This is a genomic window from Streptomyces sp. NPDC047043, from assembly GCF_040644055.1.
In the GTDB taxonomy this organism is placed as follows: Bacteria; Actinomycetota; Actinomycetes; order Streptomycetales; family Streptomycetaceae; genus Streptomyces.
Genome location: NZ_JBEYVO010000025.1, coordinates 112883 through 136096, shown reverse-complemented (window position 1 = coordinate 136096; position 23214 = coordinate 112883). Strand labels below are relative to the sequence as shown.

The window sequence follows — 23214 nt, the reverse complement described above, 5'->3', positions numbered from 1 at the left end:
GCGCGATGCTTCGGTGCAGGAGCGGCAGGACGTCTCGACGGTTGGTGAGCACCAGGAGTCGGTGGCGGAGGAGGGGCGGGACGTATCCGCAGGGGGTAGGGAGGACGCCGCGACTGAGCAGCCGCGCGATGCTTCGGTGCAGGAGCGGCAGGACGTCTCGACGGTTGGTGAGCACCAGGAGTCGGTGGCGGAGGAGGGGCGGGACGTATCCGCAGGGGATGTGCAGGATGCGTCAGCGGTGGAGCCGGAGGACGCCCCGGCGGAGGATGAGCGGAGCGGCCTCGCGGAGGACCGGCGGGACGTATCCGCAGGGGATGTGCAGGATGCGTCAGCGGTGGAGCCGGAGGACGTATCGGCAGCGGGTGGGCACGATGCCTCAACAGAGGAGCCGGAGGACGCCCCGGCGGAGGATGAGCGGAGCGGCCTCGCGGAGGACCGGCTGGAGGGCTCGGGGGCGGGCGGGCAGTACAGCACGGCGGTGGGCGGGGAGGAAGGGCCGACCGTGGGGGACGAGGAGGGCTCGGCGGCAGGCAGCCGAGAGGGCCTGACGGCGGACGGGGAGGACAGCCCAGCTGCGGACCCGGCTGCGGCGCCACGGGAGAACACGACGGCGGGAGGGCAGGAGGCCTCGGCAGCAGCTCAGGAGCAGACCCAGGTGGAAGCTCTGCAGGCGAGCCCTCCGGCCCCGCGCGGACGGCATGGCTCGTCTGCCGGGCGGCAGGAACCCTCGAGGGCGGACCGCCAGGGCAGTGCCGCGGCAGAACGGCAGAGCCCGTCCGCAGGCAAGCAGAAGCCCCCCTCAGTCAACGTGCAGGGATCCCCCGTCGCGGGCAAGCAGGAGACCTCCACAGCCGACCTGCAGAAGACCCCGCCCTCGGTCACGCAGCGGACACCGGCGGCGGACGCGCAGAAGACACCGCCCGCGGCACGACAGAACGAGCCAGCGCCCGCGGCACCACAGAACAACCCAGCAACCGTGGCGCAAAAGTGCAACCCGGCACCCGCGGCCCAAGAGAGCGAACCAGCAGGGGACGGCCAAACCGACCCCGTCGCCGCGCAGGCGGTCAACCCGGTCCCGGCGCGGGCCCTGCGGATTGCGCGGCGGTTGGTCGGGGTCGGGGTTCTGGGGGCCGTCGTGGTCGGTGGGGTGTTGGTTGTGTGGCCTCGGGAGCGGGAGGTTCATCGTCCGCGGCCCGTGATGCCGGCAGCCGGCGCGCAGGCCGTGTCCGCTGTTGCCGCCGGGGTGCCGGCGTCGCTCGCCGATCTCGCCGGGCTGATCGTGGCGCGTGAGGCGCGGGTCCGGGTGCAGCCCAAGGACGCGCGGTCCTGGGCGGTGCTCGGAGCCGCGTACGTGGAGCAGGGGCGGCGGACCGCCGACGCCGCCAACTATCCGCGGGCCGAGAGCGCGCTGCGCACCTCCCTCAAGGTCCTGCCGAAGCGCAACGCCGCCGCGCTGGACGGCATGGCCGCCCTGGCCAACGCGCGCCGGGACTTTCGGGCCGCCCGCGCCTGGGGCGAGGCCGCGCTGAAGGCCGAACCCAAGCGCTGGACGACGTATCCGCTGCTGATCGACGCCTACACCGGCCTCGGTGACTACAAGGCGGCCAAGCGCACCCTGGACCGGCTGCTGAAGCTGCACTCCGGTCCGGACGTGCAGGCCCGGGCCGCCGGCGTCTACCGCGACCGCGGCTGGCGCGAGGACGCCGCGGCCGCCCTCTCCGACGCGGCCGCCGGCGCCCGCTCCCCCGCCGAGCAGGCCGCCTGGCTGGAGCGGGCCGGAGAGCTGAGCTGGGAGCGCGGGGATCTCGAGGACGCCCTGCGGCGCTTTCAGGAGGCCGTACGCATCGATCCCGATCAGCGGGCCGCACAGGCCGGACAGGGGCGGACCCTGGCCGCGCTGGGGCGGACCACCGAGGCGCTCAATGAGTATCGGGTGGCACTCGAGAAGCAGCCCTGCCCTCAATACGCCCTGGAGCTGGGCGAGTTGTACGAGTCGCTCGGGCTCACCCAGGCCGCCCAGGTGCAGTACGACCTGCTGCGGGCCCGCGTGCGGGAGGACGCGGCGGGCGGTGTCGACGACGAGCTGGTCCTCGGGCTGTTCGAGGCCGACCACGGCGATCCGAACTCCGCCGTGCGGCGGCTGCGGGCCGAGTGGCAGCGGCAGCCGGGCATCGCCGTGGCCGACGCGCTGGGCTGGGCACTGCACCGGGCCGGCGACGACAAGGAAGCGCTGCGGTTCGCCACGGTCGCGACGGACCGGGTGCACGGCGGTGCCGTACGCAGCGCGCTGTACTCCTACCACCTGGGCATGATCGAACGGGACTCGGAGCGGACCGCACCCGCGCGGCGGCATCTGCAGGAGGCGTTGCAGATCAACCCGTACTTCTCACCGCTCCGGGTTCCGCTCGCGAGGGAGGCCCTTGCCGCGCTCGGTGAACCGGCGCCCGACGAGCCTCTCCCCACGGAGACCCCGGATGTCAAGGACGTTCCCGACGACGAGGGGGACGCCGGTTGAGTCACACGGCCGCCGTGCCGATCAACGCGTTGCGCGTCACGAGCGCCGCCAGCCGCTCCTCCCCCAGGTCCTCCGTGCCCTCGGGGCGGCGCGGCAGCACCATGTAGCGCGTCTCCGCGCTGGAGTCCCACACCGTGATCTCCGTCGCCGGCGGCAGCTCCAGCCCGAACTCGGCGAGTACGGCCCGGGGTTCGCGCACCACGCGCGAGCGGTACGCCTCGGACTTGTACCAGCTGGGGGACGGCCCGAGCAGGCGGAGCGGGTAGCAGGAGCAGAGGGTGCAGACGATGACGTTGTGTGTCGTGTCGGTGTTCTCCACCACCCTCAGGCGCTGGTACGAGCCCTCCATGTAGCCGAGTTCGCGGACCGCCGCCGTACCGTCCGCCAGCAGACGGGACTTGAAGGCCGAGTCCCGCCATGCCCGTGCCACGACGCGCGCCCCGTTCGCCGGTGACGCCCCGGACAGGGACGCGTCGATGATCTCGTCCAGTTGGGCGCCCGAGAGCACCCCCTTCTCCTCCAGCAGGGTCTCGAGACGTCGTACCCGCTGTGCGACCGTCGCGTCGGAGTGGTCACCGCTCATGAGTCACGGTCCTCTTCCAAGTAGCTCTCCCACAGGTCCAGTACGACGTGGTGGTCGCCCTCGCCCCACAGGTCGCGGGCCGCGAACCGGACCGCGTAGATCTGCTCGACCGGCGCGTCCGCATGGCCCTGTGCGCTGACGTCGGCCAGCTGCGCCGGTCCCTCCGCTTCGACCACGACGCCCCGCTTGCCGCGTGCGTACCGCGGCAGGCGGGTGTGGTGCGGCGGATCGTGGTGGAAGGTGCGGACACGGGTGCCCGGCGGGAAGCGGTCATCAGCCATCGAGGGCCTCCAACTCACCCGGTTTGATCACGCCCTTGCGCTCCAGCAGCGCGCAGATCGCGCGGAACCAGCGCTCGTAGTACGACGTCGACAGGTACTCCGCCGGCGGCATCGACTCGATCGCGTCCCGGAACTCGTTCGTGTTGAAGATCCCTTGTGCGCGCAGGGCGTTGAAGAGCCCGACGACGCGGGCCTCCCAGTCCGCGTGGAAGGGCTCGGCGTCGTCGGCGACGTCGATCGCGCCGAAGCCCTGCGTGCCGCCCACGTCGTTGATCCTGGCCATGCGGTCAGACTACGACTGCTGCCGGGGACCTTCCTACGACTCGTCGCCCTTGACGAAGATCGAGAAGCTGCGGTTGCCCAACAGTCCCGAAGCGAAGCCGAGATACACCTTCGGATCCGAGCCGCCCCGCACGGCGACGCCCTCCGGCTCGCGGTAGGTGAGCGTGTACCCGGCCTCCGTGCGCTCCTGCTGGAGCAGCTTGCCGGTGGTGATGTCGATGCTGGACGCGTACGCGTTGCCCTTCTTGGCCACCGGGTTGGTCTTCGCGTCGTAGGCCGTGCCGGCGAGCTGGTAGACGACGTCGCCGTGCAGGGCGTAGCCCTGGAAGGGGACCTTGGGGTCGGGGTGGGCGCCGGTCTGGGCGATGTCCGCGATCGGGTTGTCGTAGTCGCGGGCCGTGAAGGCGTCGAGGTCCCAGATGCGGTAGCGGGGCTTGTTGGCCTTGTCGCGGTAGCGGACGGCTATTCGCTTGGAGGCCATGCAGACCGACGGCTGGTTGTTCGTGGAGTCCGCTATGGGCTTGCGTATCTTCACGTCCGCGCCGGTGCGGACGGCACCGTCCTTGAAGTGGAAGCGGGTCACGCCCTGCCCGTAGCCGTTCTCGGCGTCGGCCTCGGTCCAGATCCAGGTGCTGCCGTCGGCGGCGTCGCGCTGGATGCCCATGCTGACCCCGTGGCCGAAGCCCTTCAGGTACATGTGGCCGAGCCGGTTGCCCTTGTAGTCGAGCTTGTTGAGGCACAGGTCGCCGGCCGCGTGTCCGGTCGCGGTGACCTGGAGGACGTACAGATGCTTGTTCGCCTCGTCGAAGGCGAACGACTGCAGCACCGTCGGCTCCTTGAGCGTGCTCTTCTGCCACAGCCAACGGCCCGATGGCACGGTGAGGTTGATGTGGGTGGTCACTCTCTCCCCCGGGTCCTGTGGGCACCCCTTCGGCACCCGCAGGACTTGAGAGTGTCAACCTGCGTTCATCGGTTGCAAGTTCACTGATCAACTATTCTGTGAATTTACGCAACTCACAGGTTTCCGCGCTTGGCCTGCTCCCGCTCGATGGCCTCGAACAGCGCCTTGAAGTTGCCCTTTCCGAAGCCCATCGAGCCGTGCCGCTCGATGATCTCGAAGAAGACGGTCGGACGGTCCTGGACCGGCTTGGTGAAGATCTGCAGCAGATAGCCGTCCTCGTCACGGTCGGCGAGGATCTTCAGCTCGCGCAGGGTCTCGACGGGGACGCGGGTGTCGCCGACCCACTCGCCGAGGGTGTCGTAGTACGAGTCCGGGGTGTTGAGGAACTGCACGCCGGCCGCCCGCATCGTGCGTACCGTCTGCACGATGTCGTTGGTGTTGAGCGCGATGTGCTGGACGCCCGCGCCGCCGTAGAACTCCAGGTACTCGTCGATCTGGGACTTCTTCTTGGCGATGGCCGGCTCGTTGATCGGGAACTTGACCTTCAGGGTCCCGTCGGCCACGACCTTCGACATCAGCGCGCTGTACTCGGTCGCGATGTCGTCGCCCACGAACTCCTTCATGTTCGTGAAGCCCATGACCTTGTTGTAGAAGCCGACCCATTCGTTCATACGGCCGAGCTCGACGTTGCCGACACAGTGGTCGATGGCCTGGAAGGTGCGCTGGGCCGGCGGCTCGACCATCGGGTCGGCGGCGACGAAGCCGGGGAGGTAGGGGCCGTCGTAGCCGGAGCGGTCGACGAGGGTGTGGCGGGTCTCGCCGTACGTGGCGATCGCGGCGAGGACGACCGTGCCGTGCTCGTCCTTCAGCTCGTACGGCTCGGCCACCGAGCGGGCGCCGTGCTCGATCGCGTAGGCGTACGCGCGGCGGGCGTCCGGGACCTCGATGGCGAGGTCGATCACGCCGTCGCCGTGCTCGGCCACGTGCTGGGCGAGGAAGTGGCCCCAGGTGGTGGCGGGCCTGATCACCGAGGTGAACACGAAGCGGGCGGAGCCGTTCTCCAGGACGTAGCTCGCGGTCTCGCGGCTGCCGTTCTCCGGTCCGGAGTAGGCGACCAGCTTCATGCCGAAGGCGGTGGAGTAGTAGTGCGCCGCCTGCTTGGCGTTGCCCACGGCGAAGACGACCGCGTCCATTCCCTTGACCGGGAAGGGGTCGGCCTGCCGGGCGGTGTCGGGAGTGTGGTGTGTGGTCTGCGTCATAGCGGCAGCCTGGTCCTCGCACGGCAAGGTGCGCAATAGTTTGCTTTTCTGCTGGGCATTTTGTTCAGCGGAAGGCGCTGATCTACGAGCCTTCTGTACAGGATGACCACCACACCAGGGAGGCTGCTGTGGCGATCGACCATCTGGACGGCCGGATCATCGTGCTGCTGGCACGGGAGCCGCGGATCGGGGTGCTGGAGATGTCCCGGCGGCTGGGGGTGGCGCGCGGGACGGCGCAGGCGCGGCTGGACCGGCTTCAGTCGAATGGCGTCATCCGCGGGTTCGGACCGCAGGTGGACCCGGCGGCTCTCGGGTACCCGGTCACCGCCTTCGCCACCCTCCAGATCCGGCAGGGCCAAGGGGCCGACGTCCGGGCGCACTTGGCGACCGTGCCGGAGGTGCTGGAGCTGCACACCACCACGGGCAACGGGGACATGCTGTGCCGGCTGGTCGCCCGGTCCAACGCGGATCTCCAGCGGGTCATCGACCTGGTTGTCGGTTTTGATGGCATTGTCCGGGCCGCCACCGCGATCGTGATGGAGAACCCCGTTCCGCTGCGGATCATCCCGCTCGTGGAGCAGGCGGCGGAAGACGCCGAGAAGACCTAGCCCTACGGGCGGGGGTGAGCGCGTGTGAGCTTCTGGGAGTACCTGAGCACCCGGCACCAGCAGCTGCTCACGGACGCCTACCAGCACGCCAGCGCCGTGTTCCAGTGCATGGTGGTGGCGACCTTGCTGGGCGTATTGATCGGGGTCGTCACCTACCGCAGCGAGTGGGCCGGCAGCCTCGCGACCACGACCACCTCGACCATCCTGACCATTCCGTCGCTCGCCATGATCGGTCTGCTCATCCCGATCGTGGGTCTGGGCGTGCCGCCCACCGTGATCGCGCTGACGCTGTACGGGCTGCTGCCGATCGTGCGCAACTCGATCGTCGGGCTGCGCGGGGTCGATCCGACCCTGGTGGACGCGGCGCGCGGCATCGGGATGTCCCGGCTCGCGCGGCTGGTGCGGGTCGAGCTGCCGCTGGCCTGGCCGCCGATCCTGACCGGGATCCGGGTCTCGACGCAGATGCTGATGGGCATCGCCGCGATCGCCGCCTACGCCTCCGGGCCCGGGCTCGGCAACGAGATCTTCCGCGGCATCGGCTCGCTGGGCAGCAAGAACGCGCTCAACCAGGTGCTCGCGGGCACGCTCGGGATCATCATCCTGGCGCTGCTGTTCGACGCGGCGTACGTCCTGATCGGACGGCTGACCATTCCGAGGGGGATCCGTGCCTGAGACCGGAACATCGGGTGCTTCGATCGAGCTGGACAACCTCACCAAGCGCTACCCGGGCAGTGACGCCCCCGCCGTCGACAACGTCAACATGGAGATCAAGGCGGGCGAGATCGTCATCTTCGTCGGGCCGTCCGGATGCGGTAAGTCGACAACACTCAAGATGATCAACAGGTTGATCGAGCCGACCGGTGGCCGCATCCGGATCAACGGTGAGGACGTGACCGACATTGATCCGGTCAAGCTGCGCCGCAAGGTGGGCTATGCGATCCAGTCGGCAGGTCTCTTCCCGCACATGACGGTCGCCCAGAACATCTCCCTCGTACCGAAGATGGTCGGCTGGCCCAAGGCGCGGATCCGGTCCCGGGTCGAGGAGCTGCTCGACCTCGTGGGCCTGGACCCGGGTGAGTTCCACGGCCGCTATCCGCGCCAGCTGTCCGGCGGCCAGCAGCAACGCGTCGGCGTGGCGAGGGCGTTGGCCGCCGATCCGCCCGTGCTGCTGATGGACGAGCCGTTCGGCGCGGTCGACCCGATCACCCGCGACCATCTCCAGGACGAGTTGATCAGGCTGCAGCACGAGCTCCACAAGACGATCGTGTTCGTCACCCACGACTTCGACGAGGCGATCAAGCTCGGCGACCGCATCGCCGTACTGCGCGAACGCTCGCACATCGCGCAGTTCGACACCCCGGAGGCGATCCTCACCAACCCGGCGGACGACTTCGTGTCCGGGTTCGTGGGCGCCGGGGCGGCGCTGAAGCGGCTGAACCTCACCCGCGTACGGGATGTCGAGATCACCGACTACCCGACCGTGACCATCGACGATCCGCTCCAGGAGATCTTCAACCGGCTCCGGGGCAGCGGCACCAACGAGATCCTTCTGCTCGACAAGCGCCGCCGGCCCTACAAGTGGCTCAGGCGCGGCGACCTCATGCGGGCCCGGGGCTCGCTCGCGCGGGCCGGAACGCTGGTGAGCGACACCGTGACCAGGGACGCGACCCTGCGGGACGCCCTGGAGGCCGTGCTCACCGACAACGCGGGCCGGGTCGCGGTCACCGGGCGGCGCGGTGAGTACGAGGGCGTCGTGGACATGGAGACGCTGATGAACTCCGTGCACGACCTGCTGGAGGCCGACCGGCTGGAGGCGCTGGAGCACCAGCACGAGCTGGAGGAGCTGCGGTCCGCGCAGACCCACGCCGAGCAGGAGGGCGCCGTAGGAGGGCAGAAGGCGTGACCGCCGCCGAGCTGGCAAAACAGGACGAGGAGCAGGAGGAGGAAGCCGCTCCCCCGCCACCGCCGGGTCCCCCGAAGCAGCGCATCAGCTGGCAGAGACTGACCGTGCTGCCCTCCATCCTCGTCGCCGTGCTGCTCGCGACCTGGCTGTGGTTCGAGCAGGCCGACCTGGACTCGATCTCCGAGAACGCCCTCTCCAACGGCCAGGTCTCCAAGGCCCTGTGGCAGCACATCCAACTGACCGTGATCTCCACCTTCTTCGTGCTGATCATCGCGATCCCGCTGGGCATCCTGCTGACCCGCAAGGCCTTCCGGAAGGCGACCCCGCTGGCGATGACGATCGCCAACATGGGCCAGGCGACCCCGGCGATCGGCCTGCTGGCGCTGCTGGTCATCTGGCTCGGCACCGGTATGAAGTCGGCCCTGATCGGCATCACGATCTACGCCATCCTGCCGGTCCTGTCGAACACCATCGCCGGCCTGAAGGCCAACGACCCGACGCTGCTGGAGGCGGCCCGCGGCATCGGCATGTCCCCGCTGGGCGTGCTGTCGCGCGTGGAGCTGCCGCTCGCCGTCCCGCTGATCCTCGCGGGCGTCCGTACGGCCCTGGTCCTGAACGTCGGCACGGCGACCCTGGCGACCTTCGGCGGCGGTGGCGGCCTGGGTGTACTGATCCAGACCGGCATCACGACCCAGCGGATGCCGGTGCTGATGCTGGGCTCGATCCTCACGGTCGTCCTGGCGCTGCTCGTGGACTGGCTGGCCTCACTGGCCGAACTCCTGCTGCGGCCGCGGGGGTTGGAGGTCGGGACATGAGACGGCGTACGAGTCTGCTGCTGGCCGGAGTCCTGGTGGTCGCGTCCGGCTGCGGGCTGCAGAGCGGCTCGCCCATGGTGGACGCCGTGAAGCCCGGCTCGATCGGGCAGGGCGAGCCCCTCGAGGGCGCCGATCTGACCGTCACCTCCAAGGAGTTCACCGAGCAGCTCATCCTCGGCGCGATCATGGGCATCGCCTTCCAGGCGGCGGGTGCCGACGTCCTCGACCGCACCGGCATCCAGGGCTCGATCGGCGCCCGCGAGGCGGTCAAGAACGGCGACGCCGACGGCATGTACGAGTACACGGGCACCGCCTGGATCACGTACCAGGGAAACAGCGAGCCGATCCCCGACCCGAAGAAGCAGTGGGAGGCGGTGCGCGACGCGGACCTCAAGAACGGGCTGACCTGGCTGCCGCCGTCGTCCCTCAACAACACCTACGCACTGGCGATGAACCAGGCCAACTTCAAGAAGTACGGCACGAAGACGCTGTCGGACGTGGCCGCGCTGTCGAAGAAGGACCCGGGGGCGGTGACGCTCTGCGTGGAGAGCGAGTTCGCCAACCGGGCGGACGGGCTGCCGGGCATGGAGAAGGCGTACGGGATGAGCGTGCCCGCGAAGAACATCACACAGATGGACACCGGGATCATCTACACCCAGGTGAAGAAGGGGAGCTGCACCTACGGCGAGGTCTTCACGACCGACGGCCGCATCAAGTCCATGAACCTGGTGGTGATGCAGGACGACAAGAAGTTCTTCCCCAACTACAACGTGGCACCCGAGATCAACACCAAGGCGCTGAAGAAGTGGCCGGCGATCGCCGAGGTCCTCGACCCGGTCACCAGGAAGCTGAACAACAACGTGGCGCAGACGCTCAACGCGAGGGTGGACGTGGACGGGGAGGACCCGCACCAGGTGGCGCTGGACTGGATGAAGCAGGAGGGCTTCGTGAAGTCCGGCTGATCTTGCGGGAGTTCAGCAGGCAGGCACGGACCCGTTGCCCGTCTCCAAGGCGGTCAGGGCGTTGACCGCGCCCTTCAGCGTGGTCACCGGGATGAGCCGCAGCCCCTTCGGCAGCTCGGACTTGGCGTCGGAGCACTCCGCCTTGGGCACCAGGAAGACGGTGGCCCCGTCCCTGCGCGCGGCCTGCGTCTTGAGCGCCACGCCGCCCACCGCGCCGACCTTCCCGTCGGCGTCGATGGTCCCCGTACCGGCGATGTTGCGGCCGCCCGTGAGCTCGCCGCCGCTGCCGTTCCCGTCCAGCTTGTCGATGATCCCGAGGGTGAACAGCAGCCCGGCGCTGGGGCCGCCGACATCGGCGAGCTTCAGCGTGACCTTGACCTTCTCGTCGCTGAGGTGCAGATAGTCCAGCGCGGCCTGGGTCGCCGCGTCCTGGGACTCCTTCATCTGCTCGCTGTTGTGCTGCTCGATCTCCTTGGTGGTCTCCCCGCTCGGATAGACCGAGTCGCGCGGCATGACGGCCTTGTCCTTGGCGAACCAGGCGGAGAGCACATCGCCGAGCGAGACCTGTGTGTCGGGGTTGGTCGCCTCGATCGTCGTCATCCGCAGCTGCCCGCTGGTCTCACGGGTCTTCGCCCCGGAGATCGTGATCACCGCGGTGCCCCTGTTCTCCCCGAGCACGTTCGCCGTCATCCCGGGCTGCGCCAGCGAGAACGGCAGCGGCGCGAGAACCGCCGTGGCGACCAGCGCGACGACGGGCAGCGCACAGACGGCGAGGGCCTGGGGGCGTGTGAGGCGAGAGAGCACGGGATCAATCTAACGTGGCGGTGACTTCCGGCCAGGTGCCGGTCAGCTCACGTACAAGTCTCGCCGCTCCCTGGTGAAGCGCCGGAGCGCGTCCGGCAGCGGTTCGATACCAATTCCGGGGGTGGTGGGGACGGGCAGGTGGCCGTCCTGGAGGACGAAGGGTTCGGTGAGGTCCTCGGCGAAGTAGCGGGAGGACGCCGAGGTGTCGCCGGGGAGGGTGAAGCCCGGGAGGGCGGCCAGGGCGAGGTTCGGGGCGCGGCCGATTCCGGTCTCCAGCATGCCGCCGCACCAGACCGGAGTGCCGTGCGCGTGCGCCACGTCGTGGATGCGGCGGGCCTCCAGGTAGCCGCCGACGCGGGCGGGCTTGATGTTGACGACGCGGCACGCCTCCATGGCGATCGCGGAGGCGGTGTCGCGGGCGCTGTGAAGGGACTCGTCGAGGCAGACGGGGGTGGCGATGCGCCGCTGGAGCTGGGCGTGGGCGTGGAGGTTGTTCTCCTCCAGGGGCTCCTCGATCAGCAGCAGTCCGTAGTCGTCGAGGCGGCGCAGGTGCTCGGCGTCCGCGAGGGTGTACGCCGTGTTGGCGTCGACCTGGAGAGGCAGGGCATCGCCGAAGCGCTCCCGTACCGCCCGTACCGGCTCGACGTCCCAGCCCGGCTCGATCTTCAGCTTGATGCGGACGTAGCCCTCGGCGAGGTACCGCTCGACGTCGTCCAGCAGCTCCGGGACGGACTCCTTGATCCCGACCGAGACGCCGGCGGGCACGCGGTCCCGGACGGCCCCGAGGTAGGTCGCGAGCGGCATGCCGTACGAGCGCAGCTCCGCATCCAGGAGCGCCGTCTCCAGGGCCGCCTTCGCCAGCTCGTGGCCCTTGATCTTCGCCATGGCGGGGGCCGCGAGGGCGGTGGTGAGGTCGGGGAGCCCCGCCACCCTCGGCACCAGGAAGTCGCGGAGCACGATCTCGGCGCCCGCCACGAACTCCGAGCAGTACAGCGGCTCGGGATCGGCGGCGAACTCCGACCAGCCCTCGGCCTCGTCCGTGACGACGTGCAGCAGGAAGGTGTCCTTCGTCGTCATCGTGCCGAAGGAGGTGCGGAAGGGGGTGACGAGCGGGATCGCCACATGGACGATCTCGACGCGTTCGAGCTTCATACGGCGGAGTCCTTTCAGGCCTTCCGGGTCAGCGTGTACCAGCCGTCGCGGGACATCCCCGTGGCCGTGAACCCCTGCGCGAAGGCCTCCGTGAACACCTCGCGGACGGCATGCCGCCAGCGCAGGGCGAGGGCGGCGTCGGCGGCGCGGAGCTTGACGATGTCGTCCGGGACGCGGCACCAGACGTGGTCGTCGGCAGGGTCGCGTCGCACCAGCGTCTCGCCGTCGGGGGCCTTGTGGGTGGCGGGTGCGGCCTCGCGGTCACCGGTTTCGTACGACGGTCCCGGTGCCGCCAGATCCCAGGTCACCGTCAGCCGGTCGCTCTCGTCGCCGTCGTTCACGCCGTCCGCCATGGGGCCGTAGAAGTCGACGAGGTACTCGGTGCCGACGGCGCCGAGCTTGGCGAGGTTGAAGCGGGCGTTGCGGCCGACCAGCGGGTCGAAGGTCCAGCGCATGGTGCGGGCGCCGCGGTCGAGTGCCCAGGCTCGCTGGGCCTGCTTCACGGCGTACCCGAGGCCCCGGTCGGCGGCGGCGACCAGGGAGTACGTGTCCCCGTCGGGCCCGAACACGGCGACGGACGCTCCGGCCAGCCGCGTCCCGTCGTACGCGGCGTGCACCGCGCCGCCCGCGTGGACGAGGCTGTGCAGCACCTCGGCCGGGTAGGGCGGGGCGCTGCGCGGGGTCTGCCAGACGTCGCTGAAGTAGTCGGTGACGGCCGCGAGGCCGGCCACGTCGTGGACGGTGCGGATGCTCACTCCGGGCGGGCGGTCGAGAGTCATGGGTCGAGTCTCGGAGCCGGCCGCCCGTCCCGGGTTGTGCGCTCGTACAACAGCTGCGTACGTTCCTTTCGGGATCGGCCAATCGGGCCGGACCGGTCACCCCCAGCATCGAGGAACCCCATGGACGCCTGCACCCTCGGCGACCTCCTGGACGTCATCGGCGGCCCCTCCGTACGTCTGCACACCGCCCCCGCCGGGCTCGCCGCCCCGGTCACCGAGGCGCTGCTGTACGACGCCCACGCCCCGCTCCCGCACGCGCCGGGCGCGCTGCTGCTGGCGGTCGGAGTGCGGGCGGCGGCGGCCGGGCCGTTGGTGCGGGTGGCCGCGGAGGCCGGGATGACCGGAGTCGTTGTGCGCGGCCCGGGCGGTCCCGTCGGCGAGGCCGAGGCGCACGGTGTCGCGCTGCTGTCGGTCGACGAGGACGCGGCCTGGCACCATGTGCACCTGCTGCTGTCCTCGGCGATCGGCGCCCGGCCCGCGCCGTCGGCCGGCGGCCTCGGGGACCTGTTCGCGCTCGCGGACGCCGTCGCGGCGGCGACCGGCGGGGCGACGGCAGTGGAGGACCCGCGCCAGCGGATCCTCGCCTACTCCACCGTCCCCGGCCAGCCGGTCGACGAGGACCGCCGACAGGGCATCCTCGGCCTCCAGGTGCCGGTCAGCCCGGCCAACAGCGAGCAGTACCGGGTGCTGTTCGCGGCCCCGGGTCCGGTACGGCTGCCCGCGCTCCGGGACGGCGACCTGCCCCGCCTCGCGGTCGCCGTCCGCGCCGGCGGCGAGACGCTGGGCTCGGTCTGGGTGGTCGACGACGGCAGGCTCGCGCCGGACGCCGAGGAGACCCTCGCGCAGGGCGCGTCCACGGCGGCGCTGCTCCTGCTGCGGGCCCGGGCGGCGCAGGAGCTGGCCCGCCACCAGAACAGCGATCTGCTGCGCCGGCTGCTCGACGGCACGGCGGATCCGTCAACCGCCTTCGACCGCCTGGGACTTGAGGGGTCGGAGGTACGGGTGGCCGCGTTCGTGCTGGACGCCGCGAGCCTGCCGGACGCCGAGCAGACCGCCCTGCGCCTGCTGGACGTCGTACGGCTGCAGTGCGAGGCGCGTTACGGGCGGCACGCGTGTGTGCTGGTCGACGGGGTGGTGTACGCGGTCCTTCCGGGCCCGGGGGCGCGGCACAAGCGGCTGGCCGAGGACATCGTGGCGCGGGCGGGGCAGGCGCTGCGGGTGTCCGTGCGGGCGGCGCTGGGCGAGGTGGTGGCAGAGGCGGCGGAGGTCGCGGGGTCGCGTCAGGACGCCGAGTTGGTGCTGCGCGTGCTCGGGCCGGAGCTGCCGGTGGCCACGGTGGACGAGGTGCGGCCGCGCGTGACGCTGCTGCGGCTCGCGGAAGTGCTGGGCGAGCGGCGGGAGTTGAGCGCGGGGGCATGGCGCCGGGTGCTGGCGTACGACGAGGCCAACGGCACCGACTACGCGCGCACGCTGGTGAGTTGGTTCGACGCGGGCTGCGACATGGCGGGCGCGGCGAAGCTGCTCGCCGTGCACCCGAACACCTGCCGCTACCGCCTGAAGCAGGCACAGCAGCACGTCGGGATCGACCTCGACGATCCCGACGAACGGCTGGTGCTGTGGCTTCAGTTGAGGACGCTGGCCGGACTTGAAGGGGCCTGAAGGGACCTAAAGGAGCCACTTCCTGAGGCGCTCCTCGCAGGTGCGCAGGTGCTCCACCGGCACGTACTCACCCGCCGTGTGCGCGAGCGTCGGATCCCCGGGGCCGTAGTTGAGGGCGGGCGTGCCGAGAGCCGCGAAGCGGGCCACGTCCGTCCAGCCGAGCTTGGGGCGGGGCGGGGCGCCGAGGGCGGTGACGAGGTCGCCGAGCCGGTCCAGTCCCGGAAGGGCGCCCGGCACGATCTCGGTGACGTGGACCTCGTACTCGGGAAAGAGCTTCCGTACGTACGCCTCCGCCTCCTCGGGCGAACGGCTGGGTGCGAAGCGGGAGTTGACGGTGATGACGCACTCGTCGGGTACGACGTTCCCGGCGACCCCGGCCCGCACGGCGACCGCGCTCAGCCCCTCCCGGTACTCCAGCCCGTCGATCACCACGCGCTCGGGCGTGTGGTCGTGGAGTCGCTGGAGGACGGGGGCGGCGAGGTGCGCGGCGTTGGCGCCCATCCAGGAGCGGGCGGTGTGGGCGCGTTCGCCGCGGACGACGATGTCGGCGGCGAGGACGCCCTGGCAGCCGGCCTCGACGCCCGCGTCGGAGGGTTCCATGAGGACGGCGAGGTCGGCGTCCTCGAGCAGGTCGGGGCGCTCGGCGGCGATCCGGTGCAGCCCGTTGCGGTCGCCCTCGATCTCCTCGCACTCGTAGAAGACGTAGGTGAGGTCGCGGGTGGGGGCCGGGACCGTGGCCGCGAGGCGGAGGGCGACGGCGACGCCGCCCTTCATGTCGCAGGCGCCGAGGCCGTGCACGCGGTCGTCCTGAAGCCGGGAGGGGAGGTTCCCGGCGGCCGGGACGGTGTCCAAGTGCCCGGCGAGGACGGCCCGTTGGGGGCGGCCGAGGGTCGTGCGGGCCACGACGGAGTTGCCGATGCGGTCGACGGTGAGGTGGAGCAGGGAGCGCAGGGCGGCTTCCACGGCGTCCGCGATCCGACCCTCCTGTGCGCTCTCGGAGGGGATGTCCACGAGGGTGCGGGTGAGGGCGACGACATCGGCGGTGAGGTCCAGGGAGACGGTCACGCGGCCGTCTCCTGCCGCTGGTCGGGCTGCTGGTTGAGCTTGGAGTGCCGGACGCCGTAGCACCCGTAGATCACGAGCCCGACCGCCATCCAGACGCCGAACGCGATCCAGGTGTCGGCGCCGAGGCTGAACAGCATGTACGCGCAGAAGCCGACGCCCAGGATCGGGGTCACCGGGGAGAAGGGGACGCGGAAGGAGCGGGGGGCCTCGGGGTTGCGGCGGCGCAGCAGCACGACCGCCAGGTTGACCAGCATGAAGGCGAACAGGGTGCCGATGCTGGTGGCGTCGGCGAGGCTGCCCAGCGGGATCAGGGCGGCGAGGAGGGCGATGAAGGACGAGACGATGACGGTGTTGGCGCGCGGGACACCGGTGCGCGGGTGCACCTTGGCGAACAGCGGCGGCACCAGCCCGTCCCGGGCCATGGCGAAGAGGATGCGGATCTGCCCGTACTGCACGGTGAGCACGACGCTGGTGGTGGCGACGACCGCGCCGACGGACAGCAGGATCGGCCACAGGCTGCCCCCGCCGACGGCCTGCACGAGCACCTGGCTCAGCGTGGCCTCGGTCCCTTCGAACTTCTTCCACGGCATGGCGCCGAGCGCGGCGACGGCGACGAGGACGTAGAGGGCGGTGACGAGGACGAGGGAGAGGATGATCGCGCGCGGCAGGTCGCGCTGGGGGTTCTTGGCCTCCTCGCCGGCCGTCGAGGCGGCGTCGAACCCGATGTAGGAGAAGAACAGCGAGGCCGCGCCCGCGCTCATCCCGGCGGCGCCGAGCGGGAACAGCGGCTGGAAGTTCCCGGCGTGGAAGGCGGTGAGGGCGACCGCACAGAACATCACCAGCGCGGCGACCTTCACGGCGACCATGATCGTGTTGGCGACGGCACTCTCGCGGGCGCCGCGCAGCAGCACGACCATCGCGAGTACGACGATGAGGGCGGCGGGGATGTTGAGGGTGCCGCCGAGTCCGGGCGGCGCGCTCAGCGACTCGGGCAGGGTCACGCCCAGGGTGAGATCGAGCAGCTCGTTGACGTACTGCCCCCACCCGACGGCCACGGCGGCGACGGACACCCCGTACTCCAGGATCAGACACCAGCCGCAGACCCAGGCGACCAGCTCGCCGAGGGTGGCGTAGGCATAGCTGTACGACGACCCCGAGCCGGGGATCATGCCGGCCAGCTCGGCGTACGACAGCGCCGAGAACAGCGCGGTCACCCCGGCCAGCACGAACGACACGACGATCGCGGGCCCGGCCTCCGGTACGGCCTCGCCGAGCACGACGAAGATCCCGGTTCCGAGGGTGGCCCCCACGCTCAGCAGCGTGAGCTGGGCGACCCCCATGGTCCGCTTGAGCGGACTCCCGGCGGCCGCGTCGACGGCCGCGCCGACACCCTGCCGCCGGGTGAACCGGCTTACGGGACTTGCGTGTTGTGGGGCCTGGGGCCGCGTACCAACTGTGTCCACCGTGCCGTTCCCTCCGCCTACGGGCTTGTTATGGCCCTTGATGATGCGGAGGGGCGGGCGGGTGGCGGTCGGGGAATCGGCCAGAGATGGCGGGCCCGCTTTGGCGGATCGACTAAAGCGCGGTCGGCTGCAGGCCCCTTCAGGGGCGCGGGGAACTGCGCGACCAGCCACGCACGGCCCGCAGTCGGCCAACCCGCGCAACCAGCCACGAACAGCAGCCGACCCGCCACTACCGCGGAGCGCTAACGCAGGGCTTCGGCAACCTCCCGAGCCGCATCCACAACCCGCGGCCCAACCCTCTCGGGCACCGCATCGGCCAGCATCACAACACCGACGCTGCCTTCGACTCCCGTAACCCCGAGAAGCGGCGCCGCGGCCCCACTGGCCCCCGCCTCCAACTCCCCGTGCGTCAAGGTGTATCCGGGCTCCGTGACCGGCTTGGCCCGCGCGGAAAGAATCGCCCGACCGGCGGCCCCCCGATCCAGCGGATGCCTGAACCCGGCCCGGTACGCCACGTGATAGTCAGTCCACGTCGGCTCCACGACGGCGACGGCGAGGGCCTCGGCCCCGTCCACCAGTGTCAGATGGGCGGTCGCCCCTATGTCCTCGGCCAACGACCGAAGCGCCGGCAGCGCGGCCTCCCGCACCAGCGGGTGCACCTGCCGTCCCAGTCGCAGCACGCCCAGCCCGACCCGGGCACGGCCGCCCAAGTCGCGCCGTACGAGCGCGTGTTGTTCGAGTGTCGCGAGCAACCGGTACACAACGGTCCGGTTGACGCCCAGTTTGTTGGAAAGCTCGGTGACGGTCAGCCCGTGGTCCGTATCGGCCAGCAGCTTGAGGACACGCAGTCCTCGGTCGAGCGTCTGAGAGGTCTCCGCGGTCACGACGCCCACTCCTCCAAGTGGTGAGGTCGGCGACCTCCGCGCGGCGGTGCGTCACCGAGTCCCGTCGTTGACGCGCAACAGAGGCCGCCGATCGGCCGGCGACCCGGCCTGTGCCGGGCCGCGTCGCTTCACGGCTGCGCTCCGCGGCGGCGCTGCCACGGGGCGTGTGCGTAGCGGGACAGTAGCGAAGGGGGTTCGCTGAGCGGAAGGCTCCGTCCAGAATCCGGGCACATACGGGGAGGGAGTACCTCCGTTTGTCCGGATACGTACGGCGTGCACAGGTGCGGCGAACAACGGCCGTCACTTCATGCGCGTGGCCCACTCCTGCACCTTGGCGATCCGCTGCTTCAGCTGCCCGGCGGTGGCCTCGGCGCTCGGCGGGCCGCCGCACGTACGGCGCAGTTCGGTGTGGATGACACCGTGCGGCTTGCCGCTCTGGTGGACGTAGGCACTGACCATGGTGTTGAGCTGCTTGCGCAGCTCCATCATCTCCTTGTGCGAGACGACGGGCCGCCGCTCGGCCGGCAGCTCCAGCAGGTCTGCCTCCGAGTCCGGCTTCTTGCGGCTGTGCGCGATCTGCCGTGCCTGCCGCTTCTGCAGCAGGAGTTGGACCTGTTCGGGTTCGAGGAGGCCCGGGATGCCGAGGTAGTCCTGCTCCTCCTCGCTCCCGGGGTGGGCCTGCATGCCGAACTCGGCGCCGTCGTAGAGCACCCGGTCGAATACGGCCTCGGACTCCAGCGCCTCGAAGGAGAACTGCTCCTGCTCGCCGGTGTCCTCGTCCTGCTCCTTGTTCGCCTCCTCCATCTCCTTCTCGGACTCGGCGTACGGGTCCTCCTCGCCCTCCTTCTTCGGCTTGTCGAGGGCGTGGTCGCGCTCGACCTCCATCTCGTTGGCGAAGGTGAGGAGGTCAGGGACGGTGGGCAGGAAGACGGAGGCGGTCTCGCCGCGGCGACGGGACCGCACGAAACGGCCGACGGCCTGGGCGAAGAAGAGGGGCGTGGAGATGGTGGTGGCGTAGACCCCGACCGCGAGCCGCGGGACGTCGACGCCCTCGGACACCATGCGGACGGCGACCATCCACCGGTCGTTGCTCTCGCTGAAGTCGTCGATCCTCTTCGAGGCGCCGGCGTCGTCGGACAGGACGAGGGTCGCCTTGTTGCCGGTGATCTCGCGGATCAGCTTGGCGTACGCCCGCGCCGAGTCCTGGTCGGAGGCGATGACGAGGGCGCCGGCGTCCGGGATGGCCTTCCTGACCTCGGTCAGCCGCTGGTCGGCGGCGCGCAGCACGCTCGGCATCCACTCGCCGCGCGGGTCGAGCGCCGTACGCCAGGCCTGGCTGATCGCGTCCTTGGTCATGGGTTCGCCGAGCCGGGCGGCGATTTCGTCCCCCGCCTTGGTGCGCCAGCGCATGTTGCCGCTGTAGCTCAGGAAGATGACCGGCCGGACGACGTGGTCGGCGAGCGCGTTGCCGTAGCCGTAGGTGTAGTCGGCCGCGGACCGCCGGATCCCGTCGTTCCCTTCCTCGTACGTCACGAAGGGGATGGGGTTGGTGTCGGACCGGAAGGGCGTACCGGTGAGCGCGAGCCGGCGGGTGGCGGGCTCGAAGGCCTCCAGGCACGCCTCGCCCCAGGACTTCGAGTCACCGGCGTGGTGGATCTCGTCGAGGATGACGAGCGTCTTGCGCTGCTCCACCCGATTCCGGTGCAGCATGGGCCGTACGCCGACACCGGCGTAGGTGACCGCGACGCCCTGGTAGTCCTTGCCGAGCGGTCCCGCGCTGTACTCGGGGTCGAGCTTGATGCCTATGCGCGCCGCCGCTTCCGCCCACTGCTTCTTCAGGTGCTCGGTCGGCGCGACCACGGTCACCTGCTGCACGACGTGGTGGTGCAGCAGCCAGGAGGCGAGCGTCAGCGCGAAGGTCGTCTTGCCGGCGCCGGGGGTGGCGACGGCGAGGAAGTCGCGGGGCTGCTCCTGGACATACTTCTCCATCGCCCCCTGCTGCCAGGCACGCAGCTTGCTGGCGGTACCCCAGGGGGCACGGCCGGGGAAGGCGGGAGAGAGATGGTGGGAGTGCGAGGCGGAGCTGGCAGACATAGGTGTGGGCCCGGAGGGCCCTCCGTTGAGGGTGGTGGCGGGTGACGGGCGGGCGGTAGTCACGGTCTCCGTGGGTGGGTTGGGCGGCTCGGCTACGTATGACAACCGGGCCACCCTACCGGCGGCCCGGCGCGGTCAACGCGCGGACAAGGCCGGGTCACCGGCGGGTGGGATCGACGTCACAGCTGCCGCAGCCGCCCCGCGATGACCGGAATGTCGCTCACGTCCCCGGAGGCGACATCGATGACCAGGTCGTACGCGGTGTCCTGGTCGCAGTGCTCGAGGTCGACCCCGTTGACGCCGAGGAAGGTGGCGGCGGCGAGCCAGGCGGTGCGCTTGTTGCCGTCCACCAGCGGGTGGTTGGCCGCGAGGGCGTGCAGCAGGGCGGCGGCCTGCTCGTACAGGTCCTCGTAGGCCGCCTCGCCGAACATACGGGCGCGCGGGCGGTGCACGGCCGAGGCGAGCAGCCCGGGCTCCCTGGCCTCGGGGTCACGCCCGCCGAAGGCGATCCGCGCGATCCCCCTGACCTCCGCGACGGTGAGGTGCCGGGTCATGCGCCGAGCCTCCTCAGCAGATCGGCATGCGCGTGGGCCAGCAGCTCCGCGGTGACACGCACCGGCGACGACTCGATGCTCAACCGATGTCGTACGGCGTCCAGCACGATGTCCTCCGGGAGACGGCCGGTGGCGTCGGCGAGGTCGTCGAGCTCCCGCCTCAGGTCGGGCGGCAGAAGAAAGGTCGGCTCGGGCATGCCGGTGAGCGTAGGAGGTACGCCCCCGCACCCGCGAACGTTTTACGGCTCACCGTTCCCGCAGCCGCGTGGTCACCCAGGCCCCGACCAGCGCCACTCCGGCCATCGGCAGGAACACGGCGGCGAAGGCGGCCGGGTGGGAACCGGTACCGGAAGCCCGGGCGACGGTGTGGGACACCGTGCCGCCGCCGAGGGCCGCGAAGGCCGCACCGCCCGCCGCCAACAGCAGCACATTGGACAGGCCGTCGGAGATCTGGAGGGCGGCGGAGTTGGTGCCGGCCTCCTCGGGGGCGGAGAGGTGGAGCAGCAGGACGCTGGTGGAGGAGATCACCAGGCCCATGCCGAAGCAGCCGAACGCCCAGGCCACGGCGACGGTCCAGGCGGGCACGGAGTCGATCAGCACGCTCGGCGCGGTGGCGATCGCGGCCGCCACCAGGACCATGCCGAGCGTCATCAGCCGTTCCCGGTACGGCTCCACCCGCGCCCGTGACTGCACCCAGGACGCCAGCGCCCATGTCCCGCCGCCGGCCGCCAGCGAGAAACCTGCCAGCGTCGGGGACAGCCCCCGCTGGGTCACCAGCATCAGCGGAATGAACGACTCGGCCGCGATGAACGACCCCGCCGCGATCCCGCGCAGCAGCACGACCGACGGCAGCCCGCGCGCCGCCCTGTACGTGCCGCGCGGGAGCAGCCCGAGCACGGACGGCACGAGCAGGGCGGCGCCGGCGAGGCCGGGGAGCAGGGAGAGCGGCCGCAGGTCCTGGGCGGCGTACTGGAGCAGTCCGGCACCCAGCGAGATCCCGAGGGCGAGCCGAATGCGCCGTCGGTCGAAGGAGGCCTCGGAAACACCGTCGACGGGGCCGGAAGCCCGCCGCCGTATCTGCGGCAGGGCGAGCGCCAGCGGAAACACGACAAGCACCGGAATCCCGACGAACACCCACCGCCACCCCAGATGTTCGGTCACCGCACCCGCCGCCAGCGGCCCGACCACCGACGGCACGACCCAACTCGCCGCGAACGCCGCCATGATCGCCGGCCGCAACCGCTCCGGATAGGCCCGCCCCACGACGACGTACAGGGCGACGATGACCAGCCCTCCACCGAGCCCCTGCACGGCCCGCCCAAGAATGAACAGCCACATCGAGGCCGCGGTCCCTGCGATCAGCAACCCTGCACCGAATGCGGCGATCCCGGTCGTCAACGCCCCGAGCGGCCCGCGCCGGTCCGACCACTGCCCGGCGAGAACCATCCCGAACAGACTGGTGGTGAAGTACCCGGAGAACGCGAAGGCGTACAACGACACCCCACCCAACTCCCGCGCCGCAACCGGCATCGCCGTCCCCACGGCAGTCGCCTCAAAGGCGATCAACAGCACGACGGACACGATCCCGACACTGAGCGCCCGATACTCCCGCCCGAGCACGCCCTTGCCGCTACCACCTGGGCTGTCATCCACAACTACGGCATCGCGGGGCTCAAGGACGGTCATGCCCGCCAGAGTAAGGTCCACAGCGGCGTTTGACCCCTGTCCGAAGTCGCCACCACCCTGGGACTTTGGTCGTACACCGCATGTCGGACGCCCCCTTCCTGAAGACCTGAAGGCCTGTGAGGCAGTCCCGTTGCAGCCGTCGCGGCTCCTTGGATCCTCTCCCACCCCACCGCGCGATCGCTGCACCGCATTCGGAACGGAGCCCGGCGGGCTCCACCCCGACCCGGCCGCGCGCCCGAGCGGCTCAACCGGCCCCTTTCATGAACGCCGTGTGGCAGTCCCATTGCAGCCCCCGCGGTTCCCTTGAGCCCCTCCCCCACCCCGCCGTACGGTCGTTTCACCGAGATCGGAACGGAGTCCAGCGCTCCACCCCGACCCGGCCGTGTGCCCGAGTGGCTTAGGGACTCGCCTGCAAAGCGAGGTACGTGGGTTCAATTCCCGCCACGGCCTCTGCCTGCCTGAACAGGCAAAACGGAAGGGCGGTACCCCCGGAGGGGTGCCGCCCTTCCGGTCGTCCGTCTCAGTGGACGTACCGGCGGTTCGGCATGCCGTCGCGGGTGGAGTGGACGGTCAGGCGGGCGGTCGTAAGGGAGCGGTCCAGGGTGACGTCGCGTTCGGTGTCGGCTGCGGCGTAGATGACGCGGATCTCGAACGCAAACCGCCCCTTCGGGGTACGAAGTCGGGCATGAAGGATGAACGGCGAACGACCGGGCGGTTGCAGGCCCTGCGGGCACACCGCTGGGTGAGGGTGGGTTGGGTGGTGCTCTGCTTCAGCGGCGCCGCTTTGGTCTCGCACTTCTGGATGGGTCAGTCGTGGAGCCAGGTGCTGTGGCTGGCCACTTCGCTGTCGCTCGTGGTGGCGTTCTTCGTGGAGGCCAGGGAGCGAAGGCGGAGCGGGCAGCAGGGCGATTGAGGGTCGGCCACGGAAGTGGTTGCGCTTGACGGGCGGTGATGTCCCCCGGCGG

23 protein-coding genes and 1 tRNA gene are annotated in these 23214 nt (G+C 70.6%); 9 read left to right on the top strand and 15 right to left on the bottom strand.

Annotated elements, in window-relative coordinates:
- Positions 1 to 1087 precede the first annotated feature (1087 nt).
- Positions 1088 to 2515: a tetratricopeptide repeat protein gene (locus tag ABZ880_RS34635; protein ID WP_361271338.1), complete on the top strand. Its 1428-nt coding sequence runs from the start codon at positions 1088 to 1090 to the stop codon at positions 2513 to 2515.
- Between the two features lies 1 nt (position 2516).
- Here ABZ880_RS34635 and nthA read toward each other — a convergent pair whose 3' ends face one another.
- The 5 genes from nthA to hppD form a co-directional block, all read right to left on the bottom strand.
- Positions 2517 to 3098: a nitrile hydratase subunit alpha gene (gene nthA, locus ABZ880_RS34630; RefSeq protein WP_361271185.1), complete on the bottom strand. Its 582-nt coding sequence runs from the start codon at positions 3096 to 3098 to the stop codon at positions 2517 to 2519.
- Positions 3095 to 3379 carry an SH3-like domain-containing protein gene (locus tag ABZ880_RS34625; protein ID WP_361271183.1) on the bottom strand — a complete coding sequence of 95 codons (285 nt, stop codon included), beginning with the start codon at positions 3377 to 3379 and terminating at the stop codon, positions 3095 to 3097. The genes nthA and ABZ880_RS34625 overlap by 4 nt, the downstream gene beginning before the upstream one ends.
- On the bottom strand, positions 3372 to 3662 hold the full coding sequence (locus tag ABZ880_RS34620) for a hypothetical protein (protein WP_361271181.1): 291 nt from the start codon (positions 3660 to 3662) through the stop codon (positions 3372 to 3374). The genes ABZ880_RS34625 and ABZ880_RS34620 overlap by 8 nt, the downstream gene beginning before the upstream one ends.
- Before the next feature lie 33 nt (positions 3663 to 3695).
- Positions 3696 to 4562 carry a Teichoic acid biosynthesis protein C (Precursor) gene (locus ABZ880_RS34615; RefSeq protein ID WP_361271179.1) on the bottom strand — a complete coding sequence of 289 codons (867 nt, stop codon included), beginning with the start codon at positions 4560 to 4562 and terminating at the stop codon, positions 3696 to 3698.
- A gap of 113 nt (positions 4563 to 4675) precedes the next feature.
- Positions 4676 to 5821: a 4-hydroxyphenylpyruvate dioxygenase gene (gene hppD, locus ABZ880_RS34610; protein WP_361271177.1), complete on the bottom strand. Its 1146-nt coding sequence runs from the start codon at positions 5819 to 5821 to the stop codon at positions 4676 to 4678.
- A gap of 128 nt (positions 5822 to 5949) precedes the next feature.
- On the opposite strand from hppD, the gene ABZ880_RS34605 reads away from it, so the two are divergent.
- From ABZ880_RS34605 to ABZ880_RS34585, 5 genes are read left to right on the top strand one after another with little or no spacing between them, the layout of a single operon-like run.
- On the top strand, positions 5950 to 6429 hold the full coding sequence (locus ABZ880_RS34605) for an Lrp/AsnC family transcriptional regulator (RefSeq protein WP_361271174.1): 480 nt from the start codon (positions 5950 to 5952) through the stop codon (positions 6427 to 6429).
- A gap of 24 nt (positions 6430 to 6453) precedes the next feature.
- A complete protein-coding gene (locus ABZ880_RS34600) occupies positions 6454 to 7101 on the top strand; it encodes an ABC transporter permease (RefSeq protein WP_361271171.1) in 648 nt (215 codons plus the stop codon).
- Positions 7094 to 8332 (top strand): betaine/proline/choline family ABC transporter ATP-binding protein, encoded by a 1239-nt coding sequence (locus ABZ880_RS34595; RefSeq protein WP_361271168.1) that lies wholly within the window; start codon positions 7094 to 7096, stop codon positions 8330 to 8332. The genes ABZ880_RS34600 and ABZ880_RS34595 overlap by 8 nt, the downstream gene beginning before the upstream one ends.
- A complete protein-coding gene (locus tag ABZ880_RS34590) occupies positions 8329 to 9147 on the top strand; it encodes an ABC transporter permease (protein ID WP_361271165.1) in 819 nt (272 codons plus the stop codon). The genes ABZ880_RS34595 and ABZ880_RS34590 overlap by 4 nt, the downstream gene beginning before the upstream one ends.
- The gene (locus tag ABZ880_RS34585; protein ID WP_361271162.1) at positions 9144 to 10109 is read left to right on the top strand and encodes a glycine betaine ABC transporter substrate-binding protein; all 966 of its coding nucleotides are present in this window, start codon (positions 9144 to 9146) and stop codon (positions 10107 to 10109) included. Before ABZ880_RS34590 ends, ABZ880_RS34585 begins: the two co-directional genes overlap by 4 nt.
- Before the next feature lie 12 nt (positions 10110 to 10121).
- On the opposite strand, the gene ABZ880_RS34580 is transcribed toward ABZ880_RS34585, so the two are convergent.
- Genes ABZ880_RS34580 through ABZ880_RS34570 form a run of 3 tightly spaced genes read right to left on the bottom strand, consistent with a single transcriptional unit; the run spans position 10122 to position 12844 of the window.
- Positions 10122 to 10913 carry a S16 family serine protease gene (locus ABZ880_RS34580; RefSeq protein WP_361271159.1) on the bottom strand — a complete coding sequence of 264 codons (792 nt, stop codon included), beginning with the start codon at positions 10911 to 10913 and terminating at the stop codon, positions 10122 to 10124.
- A gap of 42 nt (positions 10914 to 10955) precedes the next feature.
- Entirely contained in the window at positions 10956 to 12065 is a 1110-nt protein-coding gene (menC, locus tag ABZ880_RS34575; RefSeq protein WP_361271157.1) for an o-succinylbenzoate synthase, read from the bottom strand.
- A gap of 14 nt (positions 12066 to 12079) precedes the next feature.
- Positions 12080 to 12844: a chorismate synthase gene (locus ABZ880_RS34570; protein ID WP_361271154.1), complete on the bottom strand. Its 765-nt coding sequence runs from the start codon at positions 12842 to 12844 to the stop codon at positions 12080 to 12082.
- A 120-nt stretch (positions 12845 to 12964) separates the two neighbouring features.
- On the opposite strand from ABZ880_RS34570, the gene ABZ880_RS34565 reads away from it, so the two are divergent.
- The gene (locus ABZ880_RS34565; protein ID WP_361271152.1) at positions 12965 to 14503 is read left to right on the top strand and encodes a helix-turn-helix domain-containing protein; all 1539 of its coding nucleotides are present in this window, start codon (positions 12965 to 12967) and stop codon (positions 14501 to 14503) included.
- Between the two features lie 6 nt (positions 14504 to 14509).
- On the opposite strand, the gene dapE is transcribed toward ABZ880_RS34565, so the two are convergent.
- The 7 genes from dapE to ABZ880_RS34530 form a co-directional block, all read right to left on the bottom strand.
- On the bottom strand, positions 14510 to 15568 hold the full coding sequence (gene dapE / locus ABZ880_RS34560; protein ID WP_361271149.1) for a succinyl-diaminopimelate desuccinylase: 1059 nt from the start codon (positions 15566 to 15568) through the stop codon (positions 14510 to 14512).
- Entirely contained in the window at positions 15565 to 17031 is a 1467-nt protein-coding gene (locus ABZ880_RS34555) for an amino acid permease (protein WP_361271147.1), read from the bottom strand. The genes dapE and ABZ880_RS34555 overlap by 4 nt, the downstream gene beginning before the upstream one ends.
- A 242-nt stretch (positions 17032 to 17273) precedes the next feature.
- A complete protein-coding gene (locus ABZ880_RS34550) occupies positions 17274 to 17915 on the bottom strand; it encodes a helix-turn-helix domain-containing protein (RefSeq protein WP_361271144.1) in 642 nt (213 codons plus the stop codon).
- A gap of 300 nt (positions 17916 to 18215) precedes the next feature.
- Positions 18216 to 20009: a DEAD/DEAH box helicase gene (locus tag ABZ880_RS34545; RefSeq protein ID WP_361271142.1), complete on the bottom strand. Its 1794-nt coding sequence runs from the start codon at positions 20007 to 20009 to the stop codon at positions 18216 to 18218.
- Between the two features lie 179 nt (positions 20010 to 20188).
- A complete protein-coding gene (locus ABZ880_RS34540; RefSeq protein WP_361271139.1) occupies positions 20189 to 20563 on the bottom strand; it encodes a type II toxin-antitoxin system death-on-curing family toxin in 375 nt (124 codons plus the stop codon).
- Positions 20560 to 20760 (bottom strand): hypothetical protein, encoded by a 201-nt coding sequence (locus tag ABZ880_RS34535; protein ID WP_361271136.1) that lies wholly within the window; start codon positions 20758 to 20760, stop codon positions 20560 to 20562. The genes ABZ880_RS34540 and ABZ880_RS34535 overlap by 4 nt, the downstream gene beginning before the upstream one ends.
- Before the next feature lie 49 nt (positions 20761 to 20809).
- On the bottom strand, positions 20810 to 22249 hold the full coding sequence (locus ABZ880_RS34530; protein ID WP_361271133.1) for an MFS transporter: 1440 nt from the start codon (positions 22247 to 22249) through the stop codon (positions 20810 to 20812).
- A 378-nt stretch (positions 22250 to 22627) separates the two neighbouring features.
- On the opposite strand from ABZ880_RS34530, the gene ABZ880_RS34525 reads away from it, so the two are divergent.
- Both ABZ880_RS34525 and ABZ880_RS34520 read left to right on the top strand, forming a co-directional pair.
- Positions 22628 to 22699 (top strand) — tRNA-Cys (locus ABZ880_RS34525).
- 235 nt (positions 22700 to 22934) lie between these two features.
- Positions 22935 to 23162 (top strand): hypothetical protein, encoded by a 228-nt coding sequence (locus ABZ880_RS34520; RefSeq protein WP_361271130.1) that lies wholly within the window; start codon positions 22935 to 22937, stop codon positions 23160 to 23162.
- Positions 23163 to 23214 lie beyond the last annotated feature (52 nt).